This is a genomic window from Planomonospora sp. ID82291 (assembly GCF_015711645.1).
Classification (GTDB): domain Bacteria; phylum Actinomycetota; class Actinomycetes; order Streptosporangiales; family Streptosporangiaceae; genus Planomonospora.
Window position 1 is genome coordinate 1,025,214 of record NZ_JABTEX010000003.1, and the last position, 22,424, is coordinate 1,047,637.

Sequence of the window (22,424 nt, forward strand, 5' to 3'; positions counted from 1 at the left end):
CCTCGTCAGGTACGCGGATCTGGGAGCCGCGCGGCACATGGCGTTCGACCGGCCGGTGCTGGCGCGCACCCCCGGGCTGGTGTTCCGGCGGCTGCTGGGGTCCGGCCGGGGCGCGTCCACGAGCCTGGGCGCGGACCTGCGCCGCTGGGCGCTGTTCGCGGTCTGGCGCGGTGAGCGGGACCTGGACGCCTTCCTGGCCCGCTCCCCGGTGGCGGCGCGCTGGCGCGACGAGGCCGTGGAGTCCTGGCAGGTACGGCTCGTGCCGCTGGCCTCGCGCGGGAGCTGGGGCGGGGTCGACCCGTTCGGCCCGCTCGGAACCGGCCCGGCCGGAGGCGTCCCGTCCCGGGGCGGCGCCGGCCGGGCCGGGGCGCCGGGCGCGCAGCAGGGCTCCGGCCCGGTCGCGGTGCTGACCAGGGCCTCGATCCGGCCGTCCCGGCTGGTCGCCTTCTACCGCTCGGTCCCCGCCGTCGACGCCCTGCTCCGGGAGCAGGACGGCTGCCTGGCCTCGGTCGGCGTCGGGGAGTGGCCGCTGGCCCGGCAGGCCACGTTCTCGCTGTGGCGCGACGCCGCCGCGGTCCGGGACTTCGCCCACCGGGGCCGGGCCCACCGCCGGGTGATCGCGCGGACCCGGGGCGAGGACTGGTACGCGGAGGAGATGTTCACCCGGTTCGCCCCCTACGGCAGCACGGGGACCTGGAACGGGACCGACCCCCTGGCGGGTCTCCCCGCCTCCCCGCGCCCGTAGCCGGCGCACGGGGTCCGCAGCCGCCTCGCCGGACCGGGTCACCGGGCCGCTTCCGCCGCGTGGCGGCCGGGCACCCGGACCGGGCCGGCGCCCCGGGCGAGGTCGCGCGCCACCACGCACGCCCGGGCGATCGTGCGGGCGCGCGAGGAGCCGTGCGCGACGACGACGGTACGGCTCAGCCCGAGCAGCGCGGCGCCCCCGTGCGTCTCGGGGTCGTAGCGGCCGGCCACCTCCCGCAGCTCCTCCGGCCGGGCGATCCCGGCGTGCGCGATCATCGCCAGGGTCGTCCTGACCGCCCCCTCGACGTTCTTGAGCACCACGTTGCCGGTGAAGCCGTCGGTGACGATCACGTCCACGACGCCCGCCAGCACGTCGTGGCCCTCGACGGTGCCGTGGAAGCGCAGCGGCAGCCGGCGGAGCAGCTCCTCGGTCCTGCGGGTCAGCCGGTTGCCCTTGCCCGGCTCGGAGCCGATCGAGAGCAGGCCCACCGACGGCTCGGCCGTACCGAGCACGAGCCGGGCGTAGGAGGTGCCCAGGAGCGCGAACCCGGCGACCATCTCGGGGGTGGGGTCGGCGGTCGCCCCGGCGTCGAGCAGCACGCTGGAGCCGCCGGTGACCTGGGGAAGCGCGATGGCCAGGGCGGGGCGGAGCACGGTCTCGGCCCGGCCGACGCTCCGGATCGCGCACGAGACGACCGCCCCCGTGGAGCCCGCCGAGACGAAGGCGGCCCCGGCGCCCCGGCGCAGCAGCTCGCAGCCGACCGTGATGCTGGAGCCGCCGGCGAGCGCCCCCGGGCCCCGCTCCTCCATCGGGACGACCTCCTCGGCGTGGACCACCTCGATCTCCCCGCAGGCGCCGTGCCGCACCAGTTCCCGGCGGACCTCCTCGGCCCGGCCGACGAGCAGCACCGGCACCCCGTGCTCCCGCAGGGCGCTCACGGCTCCCCTGACGGTCTCGGCGGGCCCGTGGTCCCCGCCCATCGCGTCGACGACGACCGGTTCCGGCATCGTGTCCTCCTGGCAACGGTGGTGGATGGTGGTCAGCGGCCCTCCCACCCGGGCCGCAGCGCTCCGGCCGCCCGGCGCTCCGCCCGGCCCGCCGCGGCCGCCGCGGACAGGTGCCGGGCGAAGACGGCCAGCCGGCGGCGGCGGGGCACGGTCGCCCGGCCGCCCAGCACGTCGTAGCCGACGGCCTCGATCCGGTCGAGGATGCCGCCGTACAGCTCGTGGGCCGCGCGCACGCAGGGCCGGGAGGAGGGGGTGAGCAGGGCGATCCCCTCCGCCGCCCGCCGGTAGTGCGCGCGCGCCCGTTCCGCCTCGAAGGCCAGCAGGTCGCGCAGGGCCCGGGTGGGCGCGTTCCGTCCCAGGTCGGCGACGGAGACGCCGAACCGGTCCAGGTCGGCCAGCGGCAGGTAGACCCGGCCGCGCGACAGGTCCTCGGCGACGTCGCGCAGGAAGTTGGTGAGCTGGAAGGCCAGCCCGAGCTGGCGGGCCGGTTCGCGCGCCCGCCCGGCCAGGCCGGGCAGGGGTTCGAGCACGGGCAGCATCATCGTGCCGATGACGGCGGCCGAGCCTTCCATGTAGCCGAGCAGGTCGTCGTAGGTGTCGTAGCGGGTGACGGTCAGGTCGGCCCGCATCGACGTCAGGAACGCCTCGATGTCGGCGTGGTCGATGCCGAAGCAGCGCACGGTCTGCGCGAAGGCGGGCAGCACCGGGTCGCCGGTGGCCTCCCCGGCGAGCGCGGGGGCCAGCCGCCCGGCCAGCTCGTCGAGGGCGGCCTCCCGGTCGCCGGTCATCGTGAAGGAGTCGACGATCTCGTCGGCGTGCCGGGCGAAGCCGTACAGCGCGTGCACGTGCGGGCGCTTCCAGGCGGGCAGCAGGAGGGTCGCCAGGTAGTAGGAGCGGCCGTGGCGGGCGTTCAGCCGGCGGCAGAGCTCGTAGCTGCGGGTCAGCGAGACGGGACGCGAGGAGACGGGCGGGGACGCGGACCCGCGGGAAGCAGCGGACGCGCCCGACGACGCGGACGCACGGGAAGACGCGGACGCACGGGAAGACGCGGACGCACGGGAAAGCGCGGACACGGCCCCGGACACGGCCCCGGGCGCCGGTGCGGCCCCGAGCCCGGCCGGGTGCGGGGCGCCCGGCGGGGTGGGCGGCGGTGTCATCGGCGGCCCTCCAGGATGCGTTCGGCGGCCAGCCGGCCGGAGATCAGCACCGGGGGGACCCCCACCCCCGGCGCGGTGTACATGCCGGCGAAGTGCAGGCCGGGGACCCGCCGGGCGGCGCCCGCCGGGCGGAACCAGGCCGTCTGCCGGAACCGGTGGTCCAGCGCGAACGGGGTGCCCGCCGAGTGGCCGAGCGCGGCCCAGCCGGGCGGGTCGAAGCCGAGCCGGGGAGCGCCGGACAGGTCGCCGTACCCGAGGTCGGCGAGCCTGCCCAGCAGACGCTCCTCCAGACGCGGGGTGAGCCCGCCGCCCCAGCGGGCGCGCTGCAGGTTGGGCGCGGGTTCCAGCACGGTGAGCGTGGTGTGCCCGGCGGGCGCGGCGCCGGAGTCGGACGAGGGGTGGGTGACGAGCAGGTTCGGATCCCCCTGCGGCCTGCCCCGGGCCAGGTCGGCGAAGGACGCGTGCCACTCCCGGCCGAAGTGCAGGGTGTGGTGGGCCTGGCCGGGCAGGCGCCGGTCGAGGCCGAAGTGCAGCACCAGGCAGGACGGCGAGTAGCGGGGCCGGCGCAGCCGCCAGTCGCCCGCGCCGCGCGGCAGCAGCCCGGCGTGGGCGGACGGCAGGTCGCAGGCGACCACGACGTCGCGGGCGGCCAGGCGCTCGCCGGTGTCCAGCCGGACCCCGCCGACCCCCGAGGAGTCCGCCTCGACCCGGACGGCGCGCACGCCGTACCGCAGCAGCGCCCCGGCCTTCTCCGCCACGGCCGCCATGGCCTGCGGGATGGCGTGCATGCCGCCGTGCCGGGGGAAGTAGACGCCGCCGACGGTGTCCATGTGGGCGATCACGGCGTAGATGCCGAGCGCCTGCCGGGGCGAGAGGCCGACGTACAGCGCCTGGAAGGTGTGCGCCCTGATCAGCCGGGGGTCGGTGAGGTGGCCCGCCACCAGGCGGTCCAGCCGCCGGAACCCGCCCAGCGCGGCCAGGCGGGCCATGGCGGCGGGGCGGGCCAGGTGCCGCAGCCGGGTCATGTCCCGGTCGATGAAGGCGTCCCACTCGACCGCGAACAGCTCGGCGAGGCGGGCCCGGAAGCGCCGGTAGCGGCCCGCCTCCGCCGCCCCGCACAGCCGCCGCACCTCCTCGGCCATCGCGTCCTCGCCCGCCACCACGTCCAGGTGGGAGCCGTCGTGGTAGCGCAGCCGGTAGTACGGGTCCAGCCGGCGCAGCGGCAGCCAGGTCTCCAGGTCCTCGCCCGCCGCGGCGAAGGCGTCGGCCAGGACGTCGGGCATGGTGAGCACCGACGGCCCGGTGTCGAAGCGGTACTCCCCCAGCCGGGCGGTCCCGCAGCAGCCGCCGGGCACGTCGCGGGCCTCCACCACGGTCACGTCCCGTCCTGCGGCGGCCAGCCGCATCGCCGCGGCCAGGCCACCGAGCCCGGCTCCGATCACCACGGTCGGGCCCATGCGCGCTCCTCGCTCTCCACCGGACCGCCGGCCCGGTCGGCCCGGCGGCGGTCGCTCCGTGCCCCTGCCCGCTTCCGGCTCGTTCATCTCCCGGAATCGCGCAAAGAGGCGTGCGATCACTACCCGGCTCTTCGGCCGGGGCGTGCCCGCGGATGCATCCGGTGCCTGCCCGCAGGAGCCGCCTCACGGACAGGAGCCCTCGGCGGGCAGGACGAGGCGGACCCGGGTGCCCCCGTCCGGGCGGCTGTCGATCTCCAGGGTGCCGTCGTGCAGCTCGATGATCCTCCTGGCGATGGACAGCCCGATGCCGACGCCTCCGATCGCCCGCTCCTCGGCCTCGGGAGACCGGTAGAAGTCGTCGAAGACGTGCTCGACGTCGGCGGGGGCGATGCCGATGCCGGTGTCGCACACCTCCACGGTCGGAGCCGGATCGCCCCGCACGGTCACCTCGACGCGGCCTCCCGGCGGGGTGAACTTGATCGCGTTGTCCAGCAACTGGGTCAGGGCGTGCCGGACCCGTCCGGCGTCCGCGCAGGCCACCACGGCCTCGGGAGCGTGCACGGTCATGGTGAGCCCTCCGGCGCGGGCCCGTTCGGCCAGCGCGGCCACCGTCTGGTGGGCCAGGGCGGCCAGGTCGGCCCGCTCCGGCGTCAGGACGGCGGTGCCGGCGTTGAGGCTGGCCATCAGCAGGAGCCTGTCCAGCAGCTCGCGCAGCCGGCCGCTGTTGCGCTCGATGATCCGCAGGAACCGCTGCTCGGTGGCCTCGTCCAGGTCTCCGTCCTGGAGCAGCTGCAGGTAGGAGCTGATCGAGGTCAGCGGCGTGCGCAGCTCGTGGTTGACGGTGCGCAGGAACTGGTTCTTCAGCTCCTCGACCTCCTGCACCCGGCGCAGCATCCGGTCGGACCGCAGGGCGTGGCGGTGCAGCTCCAGCAGCCCGGCGGTGTTGCCCGCCAGGGTCGTCAGCGCCTGGCGCTGGTCGTCCGAGAGCCCGCGCGGCCGGGTGTCGGCCACGCACACCGTGCCCAGGGCGTGGCCGTGGGCGCCGATCACCGGCGCTCCGGCGTAGAAGCGCACGTACGGCTCCCCGACCACGATCGAGTTGCCGCGGAAGCGGGGATCGGCCCGGGCGTCGGGGATCTCCATGATCTGGTGGCCGCAGATGGTGTACTGGCAGAACGAGTCGTGCCGGTCCATCTCGGTCCACTCGGTGCCGTGCCGGCCCTTGAGGTACTGCTTGTCGCGCCCGACCAGGTTGACCAGCCCGAGCGGAGTGCCGCACATGTGCGCGGCCAGGGACGCGATGGCGGAGAACCGCGGCTCGGGGACGGTGTCGAGGGCGTGCAGCTCCTCCAGCTCGCGCAGCCGTCCGGCCTCGTCCGCCGGCCACGGCCAGGAGGTCATCGCGGCACCTCCTACTCGGCGGGGTCCCGCGGCTCGGCGTACGGCTCGGCCGTCGGCGGATGCCCCGCGGCGATCTTCCTGGCGCGCATCAGCTCGGCGTCGAACTCGGCGCCCAGCAGGATCGCCATGTTCGACAGCCAGAGCCAGATGAGGAAGACCACCACGGCGCCGAGGGTGCCGTAGGTCTTGTTGTAGGAGCCGAAGTTGGCCACGTAGACCGCGAATCCGAGGGAGACCACGATCCACAGCAGCACCGCCAGCAGGCCGCCGGGGCTGATCCAGGGGAACCCGGGCTGGCGGACGTTGGGCGCCGCCCAGTACAGGAGCATCACCAGGGACGAGGTGATCAGCAGCAGGACGGGCCACTTGGCGTAGCCCCAGACCGCGACCGCCGTCTCGCCGAAGCCGAGGGCCTCACCCGCGATCCGGGCGAGCTCGCCGGTGAAGGTGACGATCACCGCGCCGGCGGCCATCAGCACGACGAAGACCAGGGTCAGGCCGACCCGCAGCGGGGTCAGCTTCCAGAACGGCCGGCCCTCCTCGATGTCGTAGATGGCGTTCCCGGCCCGGACGAAGGCCGCGATGTAGCCGGACGCCGACCAGAGCGCCACCAGCAGACCCACGATCGCGACCAGGCCGGTCCCGCCGCTCCGCCGCAGGTTCCCCACCTGCTGTGCGACCAGCTTCGTGACGTCCTCGGGGGCGACCGCCGCGACCTGGCTCAGGATCGTGGAGATCACGTCCTGCCCGACCAGGCCGGACAGCGAGACCAGCACGATCAGGGCGGGGAAGACCGACAGCACCGCGTAGTAGGTGAGGGCGGCGGCCCAGTCCGCCACGTTGTCCCGCTGGAACTCTCCGACCGTCCGCTTGAGGACCCCCCACCAGGCCCTCGGCGGCAGCTGCGCGGGCGTCTCGGGGGCGCCGGGGCCCGCGGGGGCCCCGGCTGCTCGCGCCGTGCTCATCTACCGGCGCTTCCCCGGCCGCAGGAGGCGCGCCGCCACGCCCCCCGTGTCCTTCCCGCTCCTGCCGACCCACGGGAACCGCGCCGTCGCGGTCCCGGAGCCCTTCCTCAGCCACGGGACGCGCGCCGTCCGCACGGTCCGGCCCCTCCTGACCCACGGGACGCGCGCCGTGTTCACCCGGGTGCCCCGTCCCAGCCGCGGGACGCGGACCGCCTCGGCCCGTCCGCCGCGCCGGCGCCGCAGGACGCGGACGACGGCCAGCGCGACGGCGGCGGCCACCGCCAGGGTCGCGGCGGGCCGCCGGCCGGCCTCCGTCGAGACCTTCTCCGCGGCGTGCCTGACCTCGGCGGGCGTGGCCTGGCGGGCCTTGTCCAGCATCTCGGGCGCCGCGTCCTTGACCCGGTCCAGCATGCCGGTGGCCGTACCGGCCGTGGCGGCGCCCATGCGCTTGAGGTCGTCGCCCACGTGGGCGGCCTTCTCCTGGACGCGCGCCTGGACCCGGCCCTTCACGTCGGCCTTGTGCACCAGTGCCTCCACGCTGTCTCCCAGTTCGCGGCGGGTCTCCTCGATCTCCCGCCGCACGGCCTCCTCCGGGGTCTCCGGCCCGCGCGCGGAACCCCTGTCGCGTCTGACCAGGTCGGGGGTCCCGTCGCTCTCCCAGGGCGGGAGGCCGAGGTCGTCGGTGGGCGTCCCCCCGGCCCGGGAGCCCGCGGCCCCGCTCGGGCCGGGCTCGTTCGGCGGGATGTTCAGCGACCCGCGCTCGTCCGGGGGCACCGGGGTGCCGATCTCCTGTCTGCGGGAACCGGTCGTCCCCGCGGGCGCGACGTCCTGGCCGCGGCCCGGGTCGGTCTCACTCATCGGTGTGCCCTCTCCTTCACGGCGTCGATGTCGTTCCTGACACTGCGGATGGTCCGCTGCGGGGCGGGCGAGCCCGCCTCGGACACCTGGCGCTTGCCGCGGAGCCCGAGGACCGCGGCCGCGAGCAGCAGCACCGCGCCGACGACCGCCGCGGCCGCCCACGCGGGCATCACCTGGGCGAGGAGCAGGATGACCGCGGCCACCAGGGCGCCGCCTCCGAACAGGGCGATGACTCCCGCCCCGCCGACCATTCCCGCGCCCCGTCCCGCGTGCCGGCCCTTCTCCGCGAGCTCGATCCTGGCCAGCTTGAGCTCGTCCCTGATCAGCAGGGAGACCTCCTCCGAGATCTGCTTGATCAGCTCGCCGGTGGAAAGGCCCTCTTTCGTACCGTTCGCCATGTGACTCGCCATGTGACGCGCCTCCTCCCTACAGAGGTAGGCGCTACCCTCTCCTGCCACGGCAAACATGCGGCCGGCCGCGCCGCCCGGCGGTCAGCGCTCCGAACGGAAGATCAGCACCAGGACCCGCAGGCCCAGCATGGCGCTGATCGCCAGCAGGTTGTACCCGAAGAGCTGCAGCAGGCCGACCCCCGGCGTGACGGACGGCCCGCCCTCGGTGCCGAGCAGGAGGACGGCCATGATCCCGGTGGTGGCCGCCAGGACGGTCAGCAGCACCTGGTGGAGCACCCCGGTCACGTAGCGCCGGTCGCGCTCGTCGGCGAACAACCGGACGTTCACCCCGAACCGGCCGTGCTCGGCGGCTCCGACGATCCGCTCCACCCGGCGGGGCAGGCGGCGCAGCATGGGCATCAGGTGCAGCGCCTCCTGCGTCACGGTCTGCCGGATCCGCTCCGGGCCGCCCCGCTCGGTGAGGTGGCGGGCGGAGAAGGCCCGCGCCTCGGCGACGACGTCGAATCCGGGGGCGAGCCGCGCCAGCGTGCCCTCGGCGGTGCCCAGCGCCCGGAACACCGCCGCGACCTCGGGCGGCACCGCCAGCCCGTGCGCGGAGACGACGCGGAACAGGTGCGAGAACATCCGCATGTCGGGGGCGGTCCCGGTGACCAGGTGCCGCGCCATGAACCGGCCGAGGTCGCGCTCCAGCTCGCGCTCGTCGATCTCGTCGGGGCGCGCCACGACCTCCAGCAGCGCGTCGCTCACGCCCAGCGGGTCGCCCCGGTCCAGGGCGGTCAGCAGGCGCTGCAGCGCGCCGCGCAACGCGGCGTCGAGCCGTCCCACCGAGCCGAAGTCCAGCAGCCCCAGCCGGCCGTCCTCCAGCAGCATGATGTTGCCGGGGTGCGGGTCGGCGTGGAAGACGCCGTGCACCATGATCTGGCGGAGCAGCGTCTCCAGCAGGGTCCTGGCGAGCGCCTGCCGGTCCGTCCCCTCCGGTACGGCACCGCCGAACGGCACGCCCCGCAGGCGCTCCATCACCAGCACCCGCCGCGAGGACAGCTCCGGCCGGGGCACGGGGACGCGGACCGGTTCGCCCGCGGAGGCGGCGGCCACGGCGGCCATGTTGGCGCTCTCCACCCGGAAGTCGAGCTCCTCCCGCAGCGCCTCGGCGAAGCCCCGGGCCAGTTCGCCCACACCGAACGAGCGGCCCCAGCCGGTCCGCCGCTCCAGTGACCGGGCCAGGCGCGCCACGATGTCGAGGTCCTGCTCCACCACGGCCGCGATCCCCGGGCGCTGGACCTTGACCACCACTTCCTCGCCGCCGGTCAGCCGCGCCCGGTGGACCTGCGCGATCGAGGCCGCGGCCAGGGGCTCGCGCTCGAACTCCGCGAACGCCTCCTCCACCGGTCCCCCGAGCTCGGCGGCGAGCACCCGCTCGATCTCCGCCCACGGCGCCGGGGCCGCCCGGTCCTGGAGCAGCCGCAGCTCCCCGACGAACTCCGGGGGCAGCAGGTCGCCGCGGGTGGACATGATCTGGCCGAGCTTGACGAAGGTGACCCCGGCCTCGTCGAGGGCCAGGCGCAGCGCCTCGGCCGTCCGGGCCCGGCCGGCGGGGGCGCTCGGGCCGGGGTCGCGCCCGCGCAGGTAGGGGCCGAGGCCGTGCCGGATGAGGATCCGGGTGATCTGCAGGTAGCGCCGCGACCTGACCGCCCGGCGGCGCGCCGCCCGGAGGAGCTCCAGCGGTCCCGGCAGCGAGCCGGGCGGCACCAGCGCCTCCGCGACGACCAGGAACACCAGCCCGGCGAGCAGCGCGCACAGCGTCGCCAGGATGAAGAACCACAGCGGGGTGACGCCCGCGTCGGCGGGGTCCACGATCCCGGCGAACGCCTGCATGGTCGGCCCGAGGATGACGATCACCAGCGCCCCGGCCAGCAGCGTGCGGACCGCGCCGAAACGCAGGCCGAGCACGCGCCGCGCCGCCACGGCGAATCCGGCCAGCATCACCGCGACCGTGGCCGCCAGGCCCGCCACCACCAGGAGGTCCACCGTTCCCCGTCCCATCGTGATCATTGTTCCCGGCGGCCACCCTAGCGAGTGGCGGAAATGCAGGTATACAAGCAAGGATGGGAACCTTGTTCCATTCGGGACGCGGGGTTCCCCGGGGCGCGGCGTCCGGTCCGGACCGCGGCGAGGAAGGCGGCACGCGCGACATGGCACAGATCGTCGGTGGCGGACGCCCGGTCAACGACGCCGAGCGGCGGGTCATCGCGCACCTGCGGGACAACGCGCCCGGCGACTGGCTGCTGCTGCACAACATCGAGGTGCCGCGCGGGGACGACTCCTTCGAGGTCGACCTGGTCGTGCTGACCGGCCACTCCCTGTGCCTCGTCGACGTCAAGGGCACCCGGGGCCGGATCGAGGTGGCCGGGACCCGGTGGTTCCCGGAGCGGCGCGGCGCGTTCGGCTCGCCGGTGAGCAAGCTGCGGGGCAACGGGCGGGCGCTCAAGGGCCTGCTGATGCGGGCGCGCCGGGAGCTGGAGCGGGTCTACGTCGACAGCGTCGTCGTGCTGACCGGGGCCGACGCCGAGCTGGTCGACCCGGCCGGCCGCGACTCCCGGCACGTCACGGACCTGCCGGGGCTGATCGCGGTGCTGGGCGACGCCTCCCGGGTCCGGCGCGGCTACAGCACCGACACCGGACCGTACCGGACGGCGATCATCGAGGCGCTCAACGGGAGCGTCCGGCGCTCCACCGCGCCCCCGAGGTTCGGCAACTGGGAGGTGGAGGAGGAGCTCGGCGGGGACAACCGGGTCACCGAGTACCGGGCGGTCAACGCGACGGTGCGCGGCGGCGAGACGGTCCTGCTGCGGGTGTACCGGGCCGACCCGCTGGCCGAGGAGGGGCCGCGGGAGGCCGAGCGGCACCTGATCACCAACGCCTACCAGGCCCTCACCCGGATCCCGCCGCACCCGTGCGTCGTCCGCTCCCGCGACTTCTTCGCCGTCGACGACGAGAGCCGGTTCGTGCTGGTCCTCGACGACGTGCACGGCCGCGCGCTCCACCTGTACCTGGGCGCCTCCGGTCGGCACGCGCCGTCCGCCGGGCAGCGGCCCGGCATGCGGGAGGGCATCGTGGAGGACCTGCTGGACGGCCTGGCCCACGTGCACGCCAACAACGTGGTCCACCGGGCGCTCAGCCCCGCCTGCGTGCTCGTCACCGAGGACGGGCGCGCGATGCTGACCGGGTTCGACTACGCCAAGCCCGGTCCCCGCGCGCACACCGTGGCCAACGAGCTGCCCAACGTGCTGGACATCCACTACACGGCCCCCGAGTGCCGGGCCCGGCCGGAGCTGATGACGGCGGCCTCCGACGTCTACGCGGCCGGGGTGATCGCCTTCCGGCTGCTCACCGGCGCGCTGCCGCCCGCGAGCCCGGACGCCGGGCCCGCGCCGGGAGGCTCCGCTCCCGGGGCCGCGCCCGGGGTCGCGCCGGAGGTGATGGACCTGCTGCGCCGGATGCGCGACCACTCGCCGGACAAACGCCCCTCCGCCGCCGAGGCCCTCGCCGACCTGCTGCGGGCCCGCGACGGGCTGCCCCCCGCGCCCCGCGTACGGCCGGAGCCCGCCCGGCCGGGCCGGTTCCGGGAGGCGCTCCGCCGCGTCGCGGGCCGGCGGGACTGAGCGGGCTCAGCGCAGGAAGGCCGCCGCCACCCCCGAGTCGACCGGGACGTGCAGTCCCGTCGTGCGGCCCAGGTCGCCGCCGGTCAGCGCGAAGACGGCCGCCGCGACGTGCTCGGGCAGGACCTCGCGCTTGAGCAGGGTGCGCCGGGCGTAGAACTCACCCAGTTCCTCCTCCTCCACCCCGTAGACCGCGGCCCGGTTGGCGCCCCAGCCGGAGGCGAAGATGCCCGAGCCGCGCACCACCCCGTCGGGGTTGATCCCGTTGACCCGGATGCCGTGCCCGCCCAGCTCGGCGGCGAGCAGCCGCACCTGGTGCGCCTGGTCGGCCTTGGCCGCGCCGTACGCCAGGTTGTTCGGGCCGGCGAAGACGGCGTTCTTGGAGGAGATGTAGACGATGTCGCCGCCCATCGCCTGGTCGATCATCACCCGGGCGGTCTCCCGCGCGACCAGGAAGGAGCCGCGGGCCATCACGTCGTGCTGCAGGTCCCAGTCGGCGACCGTGGTCTCCAGCAGCGACCGCGACAGCGAGAGGCCGGCGTTGTTGACCACCAGGTCCACGCCACCGAAGGCCAGGACGGCCTGCCGTACCGCGGCGGCGACCTGCTCCTCGGAGGTGACGTCCATCTCCACGGCGACCGCGACGTCGCCCGGCCGGTGGGCCTTCGCGCCGAGCTCGGCGGCGACCTTCTCCGCGGCGGCCGCGTCGCGGTCGGCCACCACCACGCACGCGCCCTCGGCGGCCAGCCGGCGGGCGGTGGCCGCGCCGATGCCCGAGCCGCCGCCGGTGACCAGCGCCACCCGGGCGGCCAGCGGCCGGGGCGCGGGCATCCGGCGGAGCTTGGCCTCCTCCAGCTCCCAGTACTCGATGCGGAACTTCTCCGACTCCTCGATCGGCGCGTACGACGACAGCGCCTCGGCGCCGCGCATCACGTTGATCGCGTTGACGTAGAACGCGCCGGCCACCCGGGCGGTCTGCTTGTCCCTGCCGAAGGAGAACATGCCGACCCCGGGCACCAGCACGATCGCCGGGTCGGCGCCGCGCATCGGCGGGGAGGCGGGGGTGGCGTACCGCTCGTAGTAGGCGGCGTAGTCGGCCCGGTAGGCGGCGTGCAGCTCGCGCAGGCGTGCGACCGCCTCGTCGAAGGGCGCGTCGGCGGGCAGGTCGAGCACCAGAGGGCGGACCTTGGTGCGCAGGAAGTGGTCCGGGCAGGAGGTGCCCAGCGCGGCCAGCCGGGGGTGCTCGGCACGCGCCAGGAAGTCCAGCACCTCGGGGGTGTCGGTGTAGTGGCCGACCTGCGGCGCGTCGGTCGAGGCCAGGCCGCGCACCAGCGGGAGCAGCGCGGCGGCGCGCTCGTGCCGGGCGGGCGCGGGCAGCGGCTCGCGGCCGGGCAGCACCGCGCCGAACGGGTCGGGGCGGCCGTGCTCGGCGATGTACGCCTCGGCGGTACGGATGATCTCCAGCGAGTTCGCCTCGCACGCGGCGGAGGTCTCCCCCCAGGCGGTGATGCCGTGGCCGCCCAGGACGCAGCCGATCGCCGCCGGGTTGCCGGCCTTGATCGCGGCGATGTCGAGACCGAGCTGGAAGCCGGGCCGCCGCCAGGGCACCCAGACCACCCGGTCGCCGAAGATCCGCCGGGTCAGCTCGGGGCCGTCGGCGGCGGTGGCGATCGCGATGCCCGCGTCGGGGTGCAGGTGGTCGACGTGGGCGGCGTCGACCAGGCCGTGCATGGCGGTGTCGATCGACGGGGCCGCGCCCCCCTTGCCGAAGGCGCAGTGGTCGAAGGCGGCGACCATCTCGTCCTCGCGTCCGACCCCGGGGTAGACCCCGGCCAGGGCGCGCAGCCGGTCCAGGCGCAGGACGGCCAGGCCCGCCTCGCGCAGCGTGCCCAGGTCGCCGCCGGAGCCCTTGACCCACATCAGCTCCGCCTCGGTCCCGGTGACCGGGTCGGTGGCGGTGCCCTTGGCGGAGGTGTTGCCGCCCGCGTAGTTGGTGTTGCGCGGGTCGGCGCCGAGCGCGTGCGAGCGCCGCAGCAGTTCTTCAACGGGTGACGTCATGTCCGTGTCCCAACCAGTCCTTCAGCGAATCGTCCGTGTCCCCGGGGACCCCGGGATGGAGGCGCCCCGGCCGGGCCCCGCGGACGGGCTCCCGGCCGGGGCGCCCGGCGCTCACGCGCCCCAGCCGGCCTGCGTGCCGCCGACCCGCTCGGCGCAGACCTTCTCGAAGTAGCCCGACCGGGCGTAGGCGGCCATCGGGTCGCCGTCCAGGCCCGCCTCCCCGCGCACCTCCGCCAGGAGCGGCCGCACGTCGGTGTTGTAGGCGTCCATCAGCACCGCGTTGGCGCCCAGCACGTCCCCCGCCGCCTGCGCGGCGGCCAGCGCGCCGGCGTCCACCAGCAGCGCCTTGGCGGTGGCCTCCTGGACGTTCATCACCGAGCGGATCTGGCCGGCGATCTTCGGCTCGATGTTGTGGCACTGGTCGAGCATGAACGCCACGCCCGACTCGGGCCCGTAACCACCGCCGCGGACCACCTCGAACATGATCCGGAAGAGCTGGAACGGGTCGGCCGAGCCGACCATCAGGTCGTCGTCGGCGTAGAAGCGGGAGTTGAAGTCGAAGCCGCCGAGCCTGCCCTCGCGCAGCAGGAACGCCACGATGAACTCGATGTTGGTGCCCGGCGCGTGGTGCCCGGTGTCCACCACGACCTGCGCCCTGTCCCCGAGCCGGACGCAGTGCGCGTAGGCGGTGCCCCAGTCGGGCACGTCGGTGGCGTAGAACGCCGGCTCGAACAGCTTGTACTCCAGCAGGAACCGCTGGCCCTCGCCGAGCCGGTCGTAGACCTCCGACAGGGCCTCGGCCAGCCGGTCCTGGCGGGCCCGCAGGTCGTCCTGGCCGGGGTAGTTGATCCCGTCGGAGAACCAGAGCTTGAGCGTGTCGGAGCCGGTGGCGTCCATGACGTCCACGCACGCCAGCAGGTGGTCGGTCGCCTTGCGCCGGATCCGCGGGTCGGGGTTGGTGACGCTGCCCAGCCGGTAGTCGTCGTCCTGGAACACGTTGGAGTTGATCGCGCCGATCCGCACGCCCAGGGCCGCGGCGTGCGCGGACAGCGCCGCGTAGTCGTCCACCGCGTCCCACGGGATGTGCAGCGCCACGCTGGGCGCGACGCCGGTGAAGGCGTGCACCTGGGCGGCGTCGGCCAGCTTCTCGAACGGGTCGCGCGGCACTCCGGGCTGGGCGAACACCTTGAACCGGGTGCCGGAGTTGCCGTACGCCCAGGAGGGGGTCTCGATGGCCTGCGCCCGCAGCGCGGCCTTGATGTCGGTGGTCATGTCTTCCCGATCAGTCCAGGTGGAACACTTCGTCGAGCGGGCTCATGCCCTCGTCCGGACGCCCGTCGAGGGCTTCGAAGAACGGCGCCATCTCGGCCTGCCAGCGGGCGTTGACCTCGGTCGCGGCCATCGCCGCGCGGGCGGCGGCGAAGTCCTCCGTCTCCAGGTAGCCCACCAGCAGCCCGTCGGGGCGCAGGAACAGCGAGTAGTTGCGCCACCCCGCCCGCCGCAGGGCGTCGAGCATCTCCGGCCACACCTGCCGGTGCCGCTCTCGGTACTCCTCCAGCCGCTCGGGCCGGACCTTCAGCAGGAAGCAGACGCGCTGCACACGGGCTCCAGTCTCCTCAAAACGTTTTAAGAACTTCCAGGAAGGTACGGCGTGCACACCTGCCTGTCAATGTGGATAAATCGGAAATATAGGTCGAATATTCACGGAATCGGACGGTGATCCGGAGTAACACGTTTTAACTCGCGTCCCCCGGAAGATCATCGGGATCGTCGGGCAGGTGCTCGCGGACGAGCGCCAGGTTCTGGATCGCCGCCAGGCCGTACTGGGCGGCGTCGTTGGTGGAGACGAAGGGCGCCTCGGTGACCGGCATGAGCACGGCCGGGCCGCGGACGCCGGTCAGCCGCCAGTCGCGCTCGCGCTGCAGCGGGTTGACGTTGAGCCGGTCGCCCTCGTCGCGGAAGAACGCCCGCCAGGCGAGCCGGGCGAGTTCCGCGTCGCCGGTGCGGGCCGCGGCGTAGGCGGCGAGCCTGCTGTGCGCCTGGATCAGCGAGACGCCCTCCAGCGCGCGGCCCAGCTCGGCGGCCTGCCGCTCGGGCCCGGCCAGGTAGAGCCGGCAGTAGTCCAGCCAGGCCTCCTCGAAGCCCGGCACGCCCAGGTCCAGGTCGATCAGCTCCGCGCAGACCTCCGGCAGCCCGAACACCGCCGACAGGTGGGAGACCTCGACGGCCTCCCGGGCGGTGTCGAACCGCCCGGCCGCCAGGTCCAGGCGGGCCTCGCCGGTGAGGAAGCCGTGCCGCAGCGCCGCGATGTCCGCCATCGTGCCCAGCAGCCGGTCCCGGGCCCGCTCGTCGCCGTGCCGCTCCCAGCGGGTCAGCCAGGCGGCGGCCAGCGCCCCCCAGTCCACGCCGAGCCCCACCGACAGGGCGGCGGGGTCGGGGGCGTAGGCGTCGCGGCGGACCTTGCGCAGCGGGTCGACGGCCAGGAACGTCTCCTCGGGCGCGGCGAGCTCGTCGAGCAGGTCCCCGGTGCGCTCGTCGGCGGTCAGGTAGAAGAAGAAGCGCCGGTAGACGGCGCTGGAGACGCGCAGCTGCTTGCAGCTGCACCCCCAGTGCTGCACGTTGTGCCGGGAGCCCAGCCCCTTCCACCGGCCCAGGTGGTGGACGTCCACCTCGCCGGTGTGCCGGGTCATCGCCTCGGCGAACCGGAAGACGTCGGCGCGGCCGGTGCGCAGGTACTGGTACCACAGCCACAGGTCCGGCGAGAGCTCGGAGTTGTCCCAGGCGTAGCCGCCCACGTCGTAGCGCCAGGTGTGCCGGTCGGGGTCGTAGGCGTGCATGACGTCGCCGTAGTCCCAGAACCCGTACCACCGGCGCTCCTCGCGCTGGCGCGCGTAGAAGTCGAACAGGAAGTCCAGCCGGTCCTCGATCGCCGCGGCGGCCGGGTCCGACCGGTCGGGCGGCGACCAGACGCCGAACACGCCCGCCGCGCGCAGCCGCTCGGGCGCGGCGGTGAGCAGGCCGGGCGCCTCCAGCAGCGCGGCGTGCTCGGCCAGCTCCGCGTTCGGCGGGGTGGCCGGATGGAGCCGCAGGACCAGCTCGTGGGTGCGGGCGACGCCGTACGGGTCGCCGAAGCCCGGCTCGTGGTCCTCGTAGGTGATCTCCAGTCCTTCGAGCTGCCCGGCGTGGGTGTCCTGGCCCATCCCGTCGTGCCAGAAGCGCAGGTCCATCGGGGGCGCGCCGGGCGACCAGAGCCAGACGGTCGCCTCGGCCGTCTCGGTGGCGGCGCCGCGCACGTCCAGCCGGGTGGGGTGCAGCCGCCAGAAGTCGCGCAGGCCGAAGCCCAGGCCGCCGCTCACCCCGCCGACGTAGCCGTACCCCTTCGACCGGGTGCCCGCCGGGACGGTGACCCAGGCGTGGCCGGGCGCGGTGCGCTTGCGCAGGGTGAAGCCGTCGGCGCTGCTCTGCTCCAGGGTGTGGTCGTTCCAGACCGGGATCAGGTGCAGCCGGCCCGCCACCTCCGGGTTCCCGATCTCCCCGACCGGCCGGCCCTCGGTCTGCGCCCGCCGTACGGCCTCGCCCGGGTCGCGGCGCAGGCCGGTCAGGCCCCGCACGGCCTCGGTGAGGAAGCCCTCCGCCCCGGCCAGCCGGACGTGCCGGTCGTGCGGCGCGTCGCGCATGACCACCTCGGCGCGCAGGCCCAGTCCGGCGAGGAAGTCGGCGGCGGCGTCGCCGTCCCAGACGAAGCTGTGCACGACGCGCACGTCCGGCGCCCCGGCGTAGAAGTACAGCCGCACGGTGAAGGGCAGCCAGGAGCGCCCGCCCGCCGCGACGTGCCGGCCCTCCAGCCGCACCACCGCGCGCACCGGACCGTCCTGCTCCACGGCGACCGCCGAGACGACGCCGGCGGCGGGTTCGCGGACGCGCGAGCCGTCCTCGTCGGGGGTGTCCTGGCGGAGGCTGACCAGGCGCACGCCGCGCACGATCTCGGTGCCGCCGTGCGCGGCGGACGCGATCAGCTCCGTCGCGCCCGCCCCGGGCAGGGTCCAGGAGAGCGGCCCGGTGGCGACCCGCAGCCCGCCGCCGGCCGGGGTGACGGTCACCGGATCCTCCGGCGCGGCGGGCTCGGCGCCGGGGACCAGCGCGTAGGAGCCGGCGGGTACGGCCTGCGGCCCGATGACGTGGGCCGACCACTTGACCGAGCCGTCGGGCCAGGTCGCGGTGGTCCAGCTCTGCACGGGGGTGCCGTCGGCGAGCGCGAAGGGGGTGCCGGGCCGCAGCGCGCCGCGCGGCCAGGGCACGCCCCAGGTCACGCCCTGCCGGCACGGCCGCTCCAGCCAGCGCAGCGCCGTCGCTCCTCCGGCCGGCTCCCCGCCGGCCGTCGCCTCTCCGGCCGCCGTCCCAGCCGCCGCTCCTCCGGCCGCGGTCCCTCCGGCGACCGCCTCCCGGGCCGTCACTCCTTCACCGAGCCGATCAGCACGCCCTTGGCGAAGTGCTTCTGCAGGAAGGGGTAGAAGAGCAGGATCGGCAGCGTCGCGATGACGACGACCGCGAACTTCAGGCCCTCGGCCGGGAAGAAGACCGAGTCCAGCTGGGCGAGCGCGTTCTCGGCGTCGGCGCTGGTGAACTGCCGGACCAGCACCTGCAGCGTCCACTTGCTGGAGTCGTCGATGTACAGCAGCGGCGACATGTAGTCGTTCCAGATGCCCACCGCGTAGAACAGCGAGAACGTCGCGATGACCGGCTTGGAGAGCGGAAGGACGATCTTGAAGAAGACGCCCATCTCGCTGCAGCCGTCGATGCGCGCCGACTCCTCCAGGGCCTGCGGCAGCTCCTGGAAGAAGCTCTTGACGATGATCAGGTAGAACGGGTTGATCGCCAGCGGGAGGATGAGCGCCCAGTAGCTGTCGAGCAGCCCCAGGTCGCGGACGACCAGGTAGGTGGGGATCATGCCGCCGCCGAAGACCACCGTGAAGATGACCAGGTTCAGCACCAGCGTGCGGCCCGGCAGGTACCGCTTGGCCAGCGGGTAGGCCATGGTGAGCGTCAGCATGACCTGGACCGCCGTGCCGACCGCCGTCACGCAGATCGTGGTGACCAGGGCGCGCACGAAGGTGTCGGTGCCGAAGATGTAGGCGTAGGTGTCGGTGACGAACTTCTCCGGCCAGAGGAAGAACGGCCGGGTGGCGATCTCCGACTCGGTGGCGAACGACCCGGCCAGGACGTACAGCAGCGGCAGGATCATGACCAGGGCCAGGCCCGTGAGCAGCAGGATGTTGAGCGCGTCGAACACCCGGCTGCCGAACGACTTGTAGTGGTTGACGGACATCGCCGGCCCTCCCTAGAACAGTCCGCGCTGGCCCAGGCGCTTGGCCAGCCAGTTGGAGCCGAAGATCAGCAAGGCGCCGGCCACGCCCTTGAACAGGCCGACGGCGGTGGAGTAGCTGAAGGCGCCCTGGGTGATGCCGATGTAGTAGACGTAGGTGTCGAACACGTCGGCCACGGAGCGGTTCAGCGAGTTGGTCATCAGCCAGATCTGCTCGAAGCTGGCGTCGAGCAGGTTGCCCGAGGTGAGGATGGCCATGACCACGATCGTGGGGCGGATGGTCGGCAGCGTGATGTGCCAGAACTGCCGCCACCGTCCCGCGCCGTCCATGCGGGCCGCCTCGTAGAGGTTCGGGTTCACCCCGGCCAGCGCGGCCAGGTAGATGATCGTGCCCCAGCCGGTGGCCTTCCACAGCGTCTGCACGATGATGATCGGCCGGAACCAGTCCGGCTGCGCCACGTAGTCGACCTTGGGGCCGCCGACCAGGTCGTGGACGAACCGGGCGATCACCCCGAAATCCACCGCGAGCAGCAGGTACGTCAGGGACGCGACGATCGCCCAGGACAGGAAGTGCGGGATGTAGATGAGCGACTGGATCGAGCGCTTGAGCACGCTGACCCGCAGCTCGTTGAGCATCAGCGCGACGACGATCGGGGCCGGGAAGACGAAGAGCACCGTCAGCACCGCGAGGAAGAGCGTGTTGAACATCAGGCGGCCGAAGTCGGGCCCGGTGAACAGCGCCTCGAAGTGCTTGAAGCCGACCCACTCGCTGCCCGAGTAGCCGAGGAAGGGCACGAAGTCCTGGAAGGCGATCGTCAGGCCGTACATCGGCAGGTACTTGAAGACCGCGAAGTAGACCAGGCCCGGGACGAGCATCAGGTACAGCCAGCGGTAGCGCCGCAGCGCGGTGCGGAACGGCACCCTGCCGGAAGCGCGTCCCGGCTCGGAAGGCGCCGCCTGCACGGGAGGCTTCGCCAGGTCGGTGGCCAAAGCGGCCTCCTTTCTCTCAGGAGGGGCCCGGCGGTCGCGCCGGGCCCCCTGCGGATCGGCTCTGGATCGGCTCTGGATCGGCTCTGGATCGGCTCTGGATCGGCTCTGGATCGGCTCTGGATCGGCTCTGGACCGGCTGTCGGCCCCGGATCGGCCCCGGATCGGCCCAGCCGGCCCGGACCGGTCCGGCTCAGTCGCCGCCGAGCTCGGCGTGCAGGTCGTTGATCTCCGTGACGACCTGGTCGCCGCCGCTCTCGTGCCAGCGCTTGACCTCGGCCCGCAGCTGCTCCTCGGTGATCTCGCCGGCCAGGTACTTCACCCGGGCGTCGGAGACGATCGGGTCGAGGACCGCGCCCTTGCTGACGTAGGTGGGCGAGACGATCGGCAGCGCCGGGTTGTGCACGGCCGTCTGCAGGTCGAGCTCCACCAGCTCCTTGCGGATCCTGAGGTTCTCCCGCTCGGCCTCGTTGGTGGGCATCTGCTCGTAGACGCCCATGCCGATGGTCGCCCAGGTGCCGAGCTGGATGAAGGCGAAGTCGACGTCGTTGTTGATGGTCTTGACGGCCGGGTCGTCGTCGTTGACCGGCACGTCGAAGCCGTTCTCCAGTTTGAAGTTGCGCCCCTCGATGCCGTTGGCCAGCAGGGTCTGGCCCTCCTTGGTGGCCAGCCGGTCCAGGGCCTTCAGCACGTCGTCGAGCTCGGCCTCGGTGCGCACGCTCTGCTTGGAGACGGCCAGGAAGCCGTTGTAGCCGTCGAAGGGCTGGGAGAACTTCTGGCCGTCGGAGCGCTTGAGGTTGCCTCCCATGGCCAGCTTGTCGCCGTAGTTCTCCGGGTCCTGCTCCTTGAGCAGGCCGTACATCTGGGAGGCGCGGACGTTGACGTCGATGATGATGCCGCCCTTGCCCTGGTAGAACGGGTCGTTCCACTTGGCCGAGTCGAGGGTGGCGAAGTCGGGGTTGACCAGGCCCTCGTCGACCATCTTCTTCAGCCACCGGTTGGCGGTGTAGAACTCCTCGGTGTCGAAGGTCGGCGTGAGCCTGCCGCCGCGGTCGCCGTAGCAGTTCGGGGCGCCGAACCAGGTCTCGATCACGTTGTACGGGCTGGAGCTGCAGAAGACCGGGGTGGGCCACTTGGGGATGATCAGTCCGTAGGTGTCCTTCTTGCCGTTGCCGTCCGGGTCCTTCTCGGTGAACGCCTTGGCGACCTCGTAGAGCTCGTCGACGGTCTCGGGCACCTTCAGGTCGAGCTTGTCCAGCCAGTCCTTGCGGTAGAGCACGGCCGAGCGGAGCAGCGGGCGGACCCGGTAGATGCCGAAGACCTTGCCGTTGATCGAGGCGTTGAGCTCGGCCTGCTCGGACTTGGCCTTCAGGTTCGGGTACTTGTCCAGCCTGTCGGTGAGCTCCCAGAACGCTCCGGCCTGCGCGGCCTGCACGAACGCGGCGGTCTTGCCCTGGACGACCATGACCTGCGGGATCTCGTCCGAGGCGAGCACCACGTTGGTCTTGTCGCCGTACTCGGCGTTCGGCACCCAGGTGATCTTGAGCTTCTTGCCGACGACCTTCTCGACCGCCTGGTGCACCTCGCCCTTGGGGTCGGGGGCGGTGCCGAACAGCGGGACCATCATGGTCAGCTCGTTGCTCGCGGCCTGCCGTCCCGCGTCGTCGCCGCCGCAGGCGGCGGCGAGCAGGGCCGTGGTGAGTGCGACCGTTCCGGCGAGGAGCCGGCGGGGGGTGGTTTTCATCGGTTGCCTTTCGGGTGCAGGTACGCCTCGTTCTCGTCGAAGAAGCGCAGGCAGAGCCAGGTGTTCAGCTGGATCCAGGCGCCGGCGCCGAGCACGGGCGCCAGGATCGGCAGGGCCGCGGCCGCGGACACCACCGCCGAGAGGGTGAACAGCAGCAGGATCGAGGACGCGGGACGGGCCAGCGCCATTCGCGACGCCCGGGGCAGGCAGGCGAGCGGCGGCAGGTCGTAGTGGACGTACATCGGCAGCAGGTAGGCGGTGACGGCGGCCAGCGCGACCAGCGCCGCGAGGGTCGCCGTCCGGGCCGGCTGCGCCCCCGGCCCGAGGGCCGAGAAGTACAGGTGGTTGGCCGCCAGCACGCCGGCCACCGCGACCGGCGGGAGCACCAGCAGCGACCCGCGGAGGAACTCCCGCCGGTAGACGGCCGCGAACTCCCTCCACAGCGGGAACGACTCGTACCGGGCGTGCCGCCGGGCCAGCGCGTACGCCGCGACGGTCGCCGGGCCGACGCCCAGGACCACCCCGCCCGCGAGCGTGAAGGCGAGCCAGGCGAGGTTGAGCCGGGCCGCCCACAGCAGCTCGTCGCAGGCCGTGTAGAGCCTGATCGACCAGGCGGTCATCGTGCACCGCCGGACGCGTCGCGCGGAGTGAGG

Annotated in this window: 18 protein-coding genes; 2 read left to right on the forward strand and 16 right to left on the reverse strand. The window is 73.9% G+C overall.

The features are described from left to right. Positions 1-37: 37 nt before the first annotated feature. Positions 38-745, forward strand: coding sequence for a spheroidene monooxygenase (locus HS045_RS23785; RefSeq protein WP_230884556.1), 708 nt, complete (start codon positions 38-40; stop codon positions 743-745). A 38-nt stretch (positions 746-783) separates the two neighbouring features. Here the strand turns inward: HS045_RS23785 and plsX are convergent, their stop codons facing one another. The 8 genes from plsX to HS045_RS23825 all read right to left on the reverse strand — a co-directional run bounded on the left by plsX (position 784) and on the right by HS045_RS23825 (position 10,043). Next, the gene (gene plsX, locus HS045_RS23790) at positions 784-1,752 is read right to left on the reverse strand and encodes a phosphate acyltransferase PlsX (protein WP_196453602.1); all 969 of its coding nucleotides are present in this window, start codon (positions 1,750-1,752) and stop codon (positions 784-786) included. A 32-nt stretch (positions 1,753-1,784) separates the two neighbouring features. Next, the gene (locus HS045_RS23795) at positions 1,785-2,909 is read right to left on the reverse strand and encodes a phytoene/squalene synthase family protein (RefSeq protein WP_230884557.1); all 1,125 of its coding nucleotides are present in this window, start codon (positions 2,907-2,909) and stop codon (positions 1,785-1,787) included. Next, complete coding sequence (crtI, locus tag HS045_RS23800) at positions 2,906-4,366, reverse strand: phytoene desaturase family protein (RefSeq protein WP_196453603.1); 1,461 nt, start codon at positions 4,364-4,366, stop codon at positions 2,906-2,908. The genes HS045_RS23795 and crtI overlap by 4 nt, the downstream gene beginning before the upstream one ends. Before the next feature lie 183 nt (positions 4,367-4,549). Continuing rightward, positions 4,550-5,767 carry a GAF domain-containing sensor histidine kinase gene (locus HS045_RS23805; protein WP_196453604.1) on the reverse strand — a complete coding sequence of 406 codons (1,218 nt, stop codon included), beginning with the start codon at positions 5,765-5,767 and terminating at the stop codon, positions 4,550-4,552. Between the two features lie 11 nt (positions 5,768-5,778). Continuing rightward, the gene (locus tag HS045_RS23810; protein WP_196453605.1) at positions 5,779-6,732 is read right to left on the reverse strand and encodes a YihY/virulence factor BrkB family protein; all 954 of its coding nucleotides are present in this window, start codon (positions 6,730-6,732) and stop codon (positions 5,779-5,781) included. Next, positions 6,733-7,590, reverse strand: a complete 858-nt coding sequence (locus HS045_RS23815; RefSeq protein ID WP_196453606.1) for a DUF3618 domain-containing protein — start codon at positions 7,588-7,590, stop codon at positions 6,733-6,735. Further along, on the reverse strand, positions 7,587-8,000 hold the full coding sequence (locus HS045_RS23820) for a phage holin family protein (RefSeq protein WP_230884558.1): 414 nt from the start codon (positions 7,998-8,000) through the stop codon (positions 7,587-7,589). The genes HS045_RS23815 and HS045_RS23820 overlap by 4 nt, the downstream gene beginning before the upstream one ends. An 81-nt stretch (positions 8,001-8,081) precedes the next feature. Continuing rightward, positions 8,082-10,043 carry an AarF/ABC1/UbiB kinase family protein gene (locus HS045_RS23825; RefSeq protein WP_230884559.1) on the reverse strand — a complete coding sequence of 654 codons (1,962 nt, stop codon included), beginning with the start codon at positions 10,041-10,043 and terminating at the stop codon, positions 8,082-8,084. Positions 10,044-10,192: 149 nt separating this feature from the next. Between HS045_RS23825 and HS045_RS23830 the strand changes: the two genes are divergently transcribed. Then, positions 10,193-11,662 carry an NERD domain-containing protein kinase family protein gene (locus HS045_RS23830; RefSeq protein WP_196453607.1) on the forward strand — a complete coding sequence of 490 codons (1,470 nt, stop codon included), beginning with the start codon at positions 10,193-10,195 and terminating at the stop codon, positions 11,660-11,662. Positions 11,663-11,668: 6 nt separating this feature from the next. Here the strand turns inward: HS045_RS23830 and HS045_RS23835 are convergent, their stop codons facing one another. The 8 genes from HS045_RS23835 to HS045_RS23870 form a co-directional block, all read right to left on the reverse strand. Next, positions 11,669-13,717 carry a bifunctional aldolase/short-chain dehydrogenase gene (locus tag HS045_RS23835; RefSeq protein WP_196453608.1) on the reverse strand — a complete coding sequence of 683 codons (2,049 nt, stop codon included), beginning with the start codon at positions 13,715-13,717 and terminating at the stop codon, positions 11,669-11,671. 111 nt (positions 13,718-13,828) lie between these two features. Next, a complete protein-coding gene (rhaI, locus tag HS045_RS23840) occupies positions 13,829-14,989 on the reverse strand; it encodes an L-rhamnose isomerase (protein WP_196453609.1) in 1,161 nt (386 codons plus the stop codon). A gap of 10 nt (positions 14,990-14,999) precedes the next feature. Continuing rightward, entirely contained in the window at positions 15,000-15,317 is a 318-nt protein-coding gene (locus HS045_RS23845; protein WP_196453610.1) for an L-rhamnose mutarotase, read from the reverse strand. 136 nt (positions 15,318-15,453) lie between these two features. Continuing rightward, positions 15,454-18,171, reverse strand: coding sequence for a Tat pathway signal sequence domain protein (locus HS045_RS23850; protein WP_307827670.1), 2,718 nt, complete (start codon positions 18,169-18,171; stop codon positions 15,454-15,456). After that, the gene (locus HS045_RS23855) at positions 18,168-19,043 is read right to left on the reverse strand and encodes a carbohydrate ABC transporter permease (protein WP_196453611.1); all 876 of its coding nucleotides are present in this window, start codon (positions 19,041-19,043) and stop codon (positions 18,168-18,170) included. The genes HS045_RS23850 and HS045_RS23855 overlap by 4 nt, the downstream gene beginning before the upstream one ends. 12 nt (positions 19,044-19,055) lie before the next feature. Beyond that, on the reverse strand, positions 19,056-20,030 hold the full coding sequence (locus HS045_RS23860) for a sugar ABC transporter permease (RefSeq protein WP_196453612.1): 975 nt from the start codon (positions 20,028-20,030) through the stop codon (positions 19,056-19,058). Positions 20,031-20,220: 190 nt separating this feature from the next. Beyond that, a complete protein-coding gene (locus HS045_RS23865) occupies positions 20,221-21,771 on the reverse strand; it encodes an extracellular solute-binding protein (RefSeq protein WP_230884560.1) in 1,551 nt (516 codons plus the stop codon). Continuing rightward, on the reverse strand, positions 21,768-22,391 hold the full coding sequence (locus HS045_RS23870) for a YesL family protein (protein WP_196453613.1): 624 nt from the start codon (positions 22,389-22,391) through the stop codon (positions 21,768-21,770). The genes HS045_RS23865 and HS045_RS23870 overlap by 4 nt, the downstream gene beginning before the upstream one ends. Positions 22,392-22,424: the final 33 nt, after the last annotated feature.

What these genes read in the sequence shown, in the direction of transcription:
- HS045_RS23865 (WP_230884560.1), bottom strand. Translation starts at nt 21,771, where the DNA reads ATGAAAACCACCCCCCGCCGGCTCCTCGCCGGAACGGTCGCACTCACC.
- HS045_RS23870 (WP_196453613.1), bottom strand. Translation starts at nt 22,391, where the DNA reads ATGACCGCCTGGTCGATCAGGCTCTACACGGCCTGCGACGAGCTGCTG.
- HS045_RS23825 (WP_230884559.1), bottom strand. Translation starts at nt 10,043, where the DNA reads ATGGGACGGGGAACGGTGGACCTCCTGGTGGTGGCGGGCCTGGCGGCC.
- HS045_RS23810 (WP_196453605.1), bottom strand. Translation starts at nt 6,732, where the DNA reads ATGAGCACGGCGCGAGCAGCCGGGGCCCCCGCGGGCCCCGGCGCCCCC.
- HS045_RS23820 (WP_230884558.1), bottom strand. Translation starts at nt 8,000, where the DNA reads ATGGCGAGTCACATGGCGAACGGTACGAAAGAGGGCCTTTCCACCGGC.
- plsX (WP_196453602.1), bottom strand. Translation starts at nt 1,752, where the DNA reads ATGCCGGAACCGGTCGTCGTCGACGCGATGGGCGGGGACCACGGGCCC.
- HS045_RS23830 (WP_196453607.1), top strand. Translation starts at nt 10,193, where the DNA reads ATGGCACAGATCGTCGGTGGCGGACGCCCGGTCAACGACGCCGAGCGG.
- rhaI (WP_196453609.1), bottom strand. Translation starts at nt 14,989, where the DNA reads ATGACCACCGACATCAAGGCCGCGCTGCGGGCGCAGGCCATCGAGACC.
- HS045_RS23785 (WP_230884556.1), top strand. Translation starts at nt 38, where the DNA reads ATGGCGTTCGACCGGCCGGTGCTGGCGCGCACCCCCGGGCTGGTGTTC.
- crtI (WP_196453603.1), bottom strand. Translation starts at nt 4,366, where the DNA reads ATGGGCCCGACCGTGGTGATCGGAGCCGGGCTCGGTGGCCTGGCCGCG.
- HS045_RS23815 (WP_196453606.1), bottom strand. Translation starts at nt 7,590, where the DNA reads ATGAGTGAGACCGACCCGGGCCGCGGCCAGGACGTCGCGCCCGCGGGG.
- HS045_RS23835 (WP_196453608.1), bottom strand. Translation starts at nt 13,717, where the DNA reads ATGACGTCACCCGTTGAAGAACTGCTGCGGCGCTCGCACGCGCTCGGC.
- HS045_RS23855 (WP_196453611.1), bottom strand. Translation starts at nt 19,043, where the DNA reads ATGTCCGTCAACCACTACAAGTCGTTCGGCAGCCGGGTGTTCGACGCG.
- HS045_RS23795 (WP_230884557.1), bottom strand. Translation starts at nt 2,909, where the DNA reads ATGACACCGCCGCCCACCCCGCCGGGCGCCCCGCACCCGGCCGGGCTC.
- HS045_RS23805 (WP_196453604.1), bottom strand. Translation starts at nt 5,767, where the DNA reads ATGACCTCCTGGCCGTGGCCGGCGGACGAGGCCGGACGGCTGCGCGAG.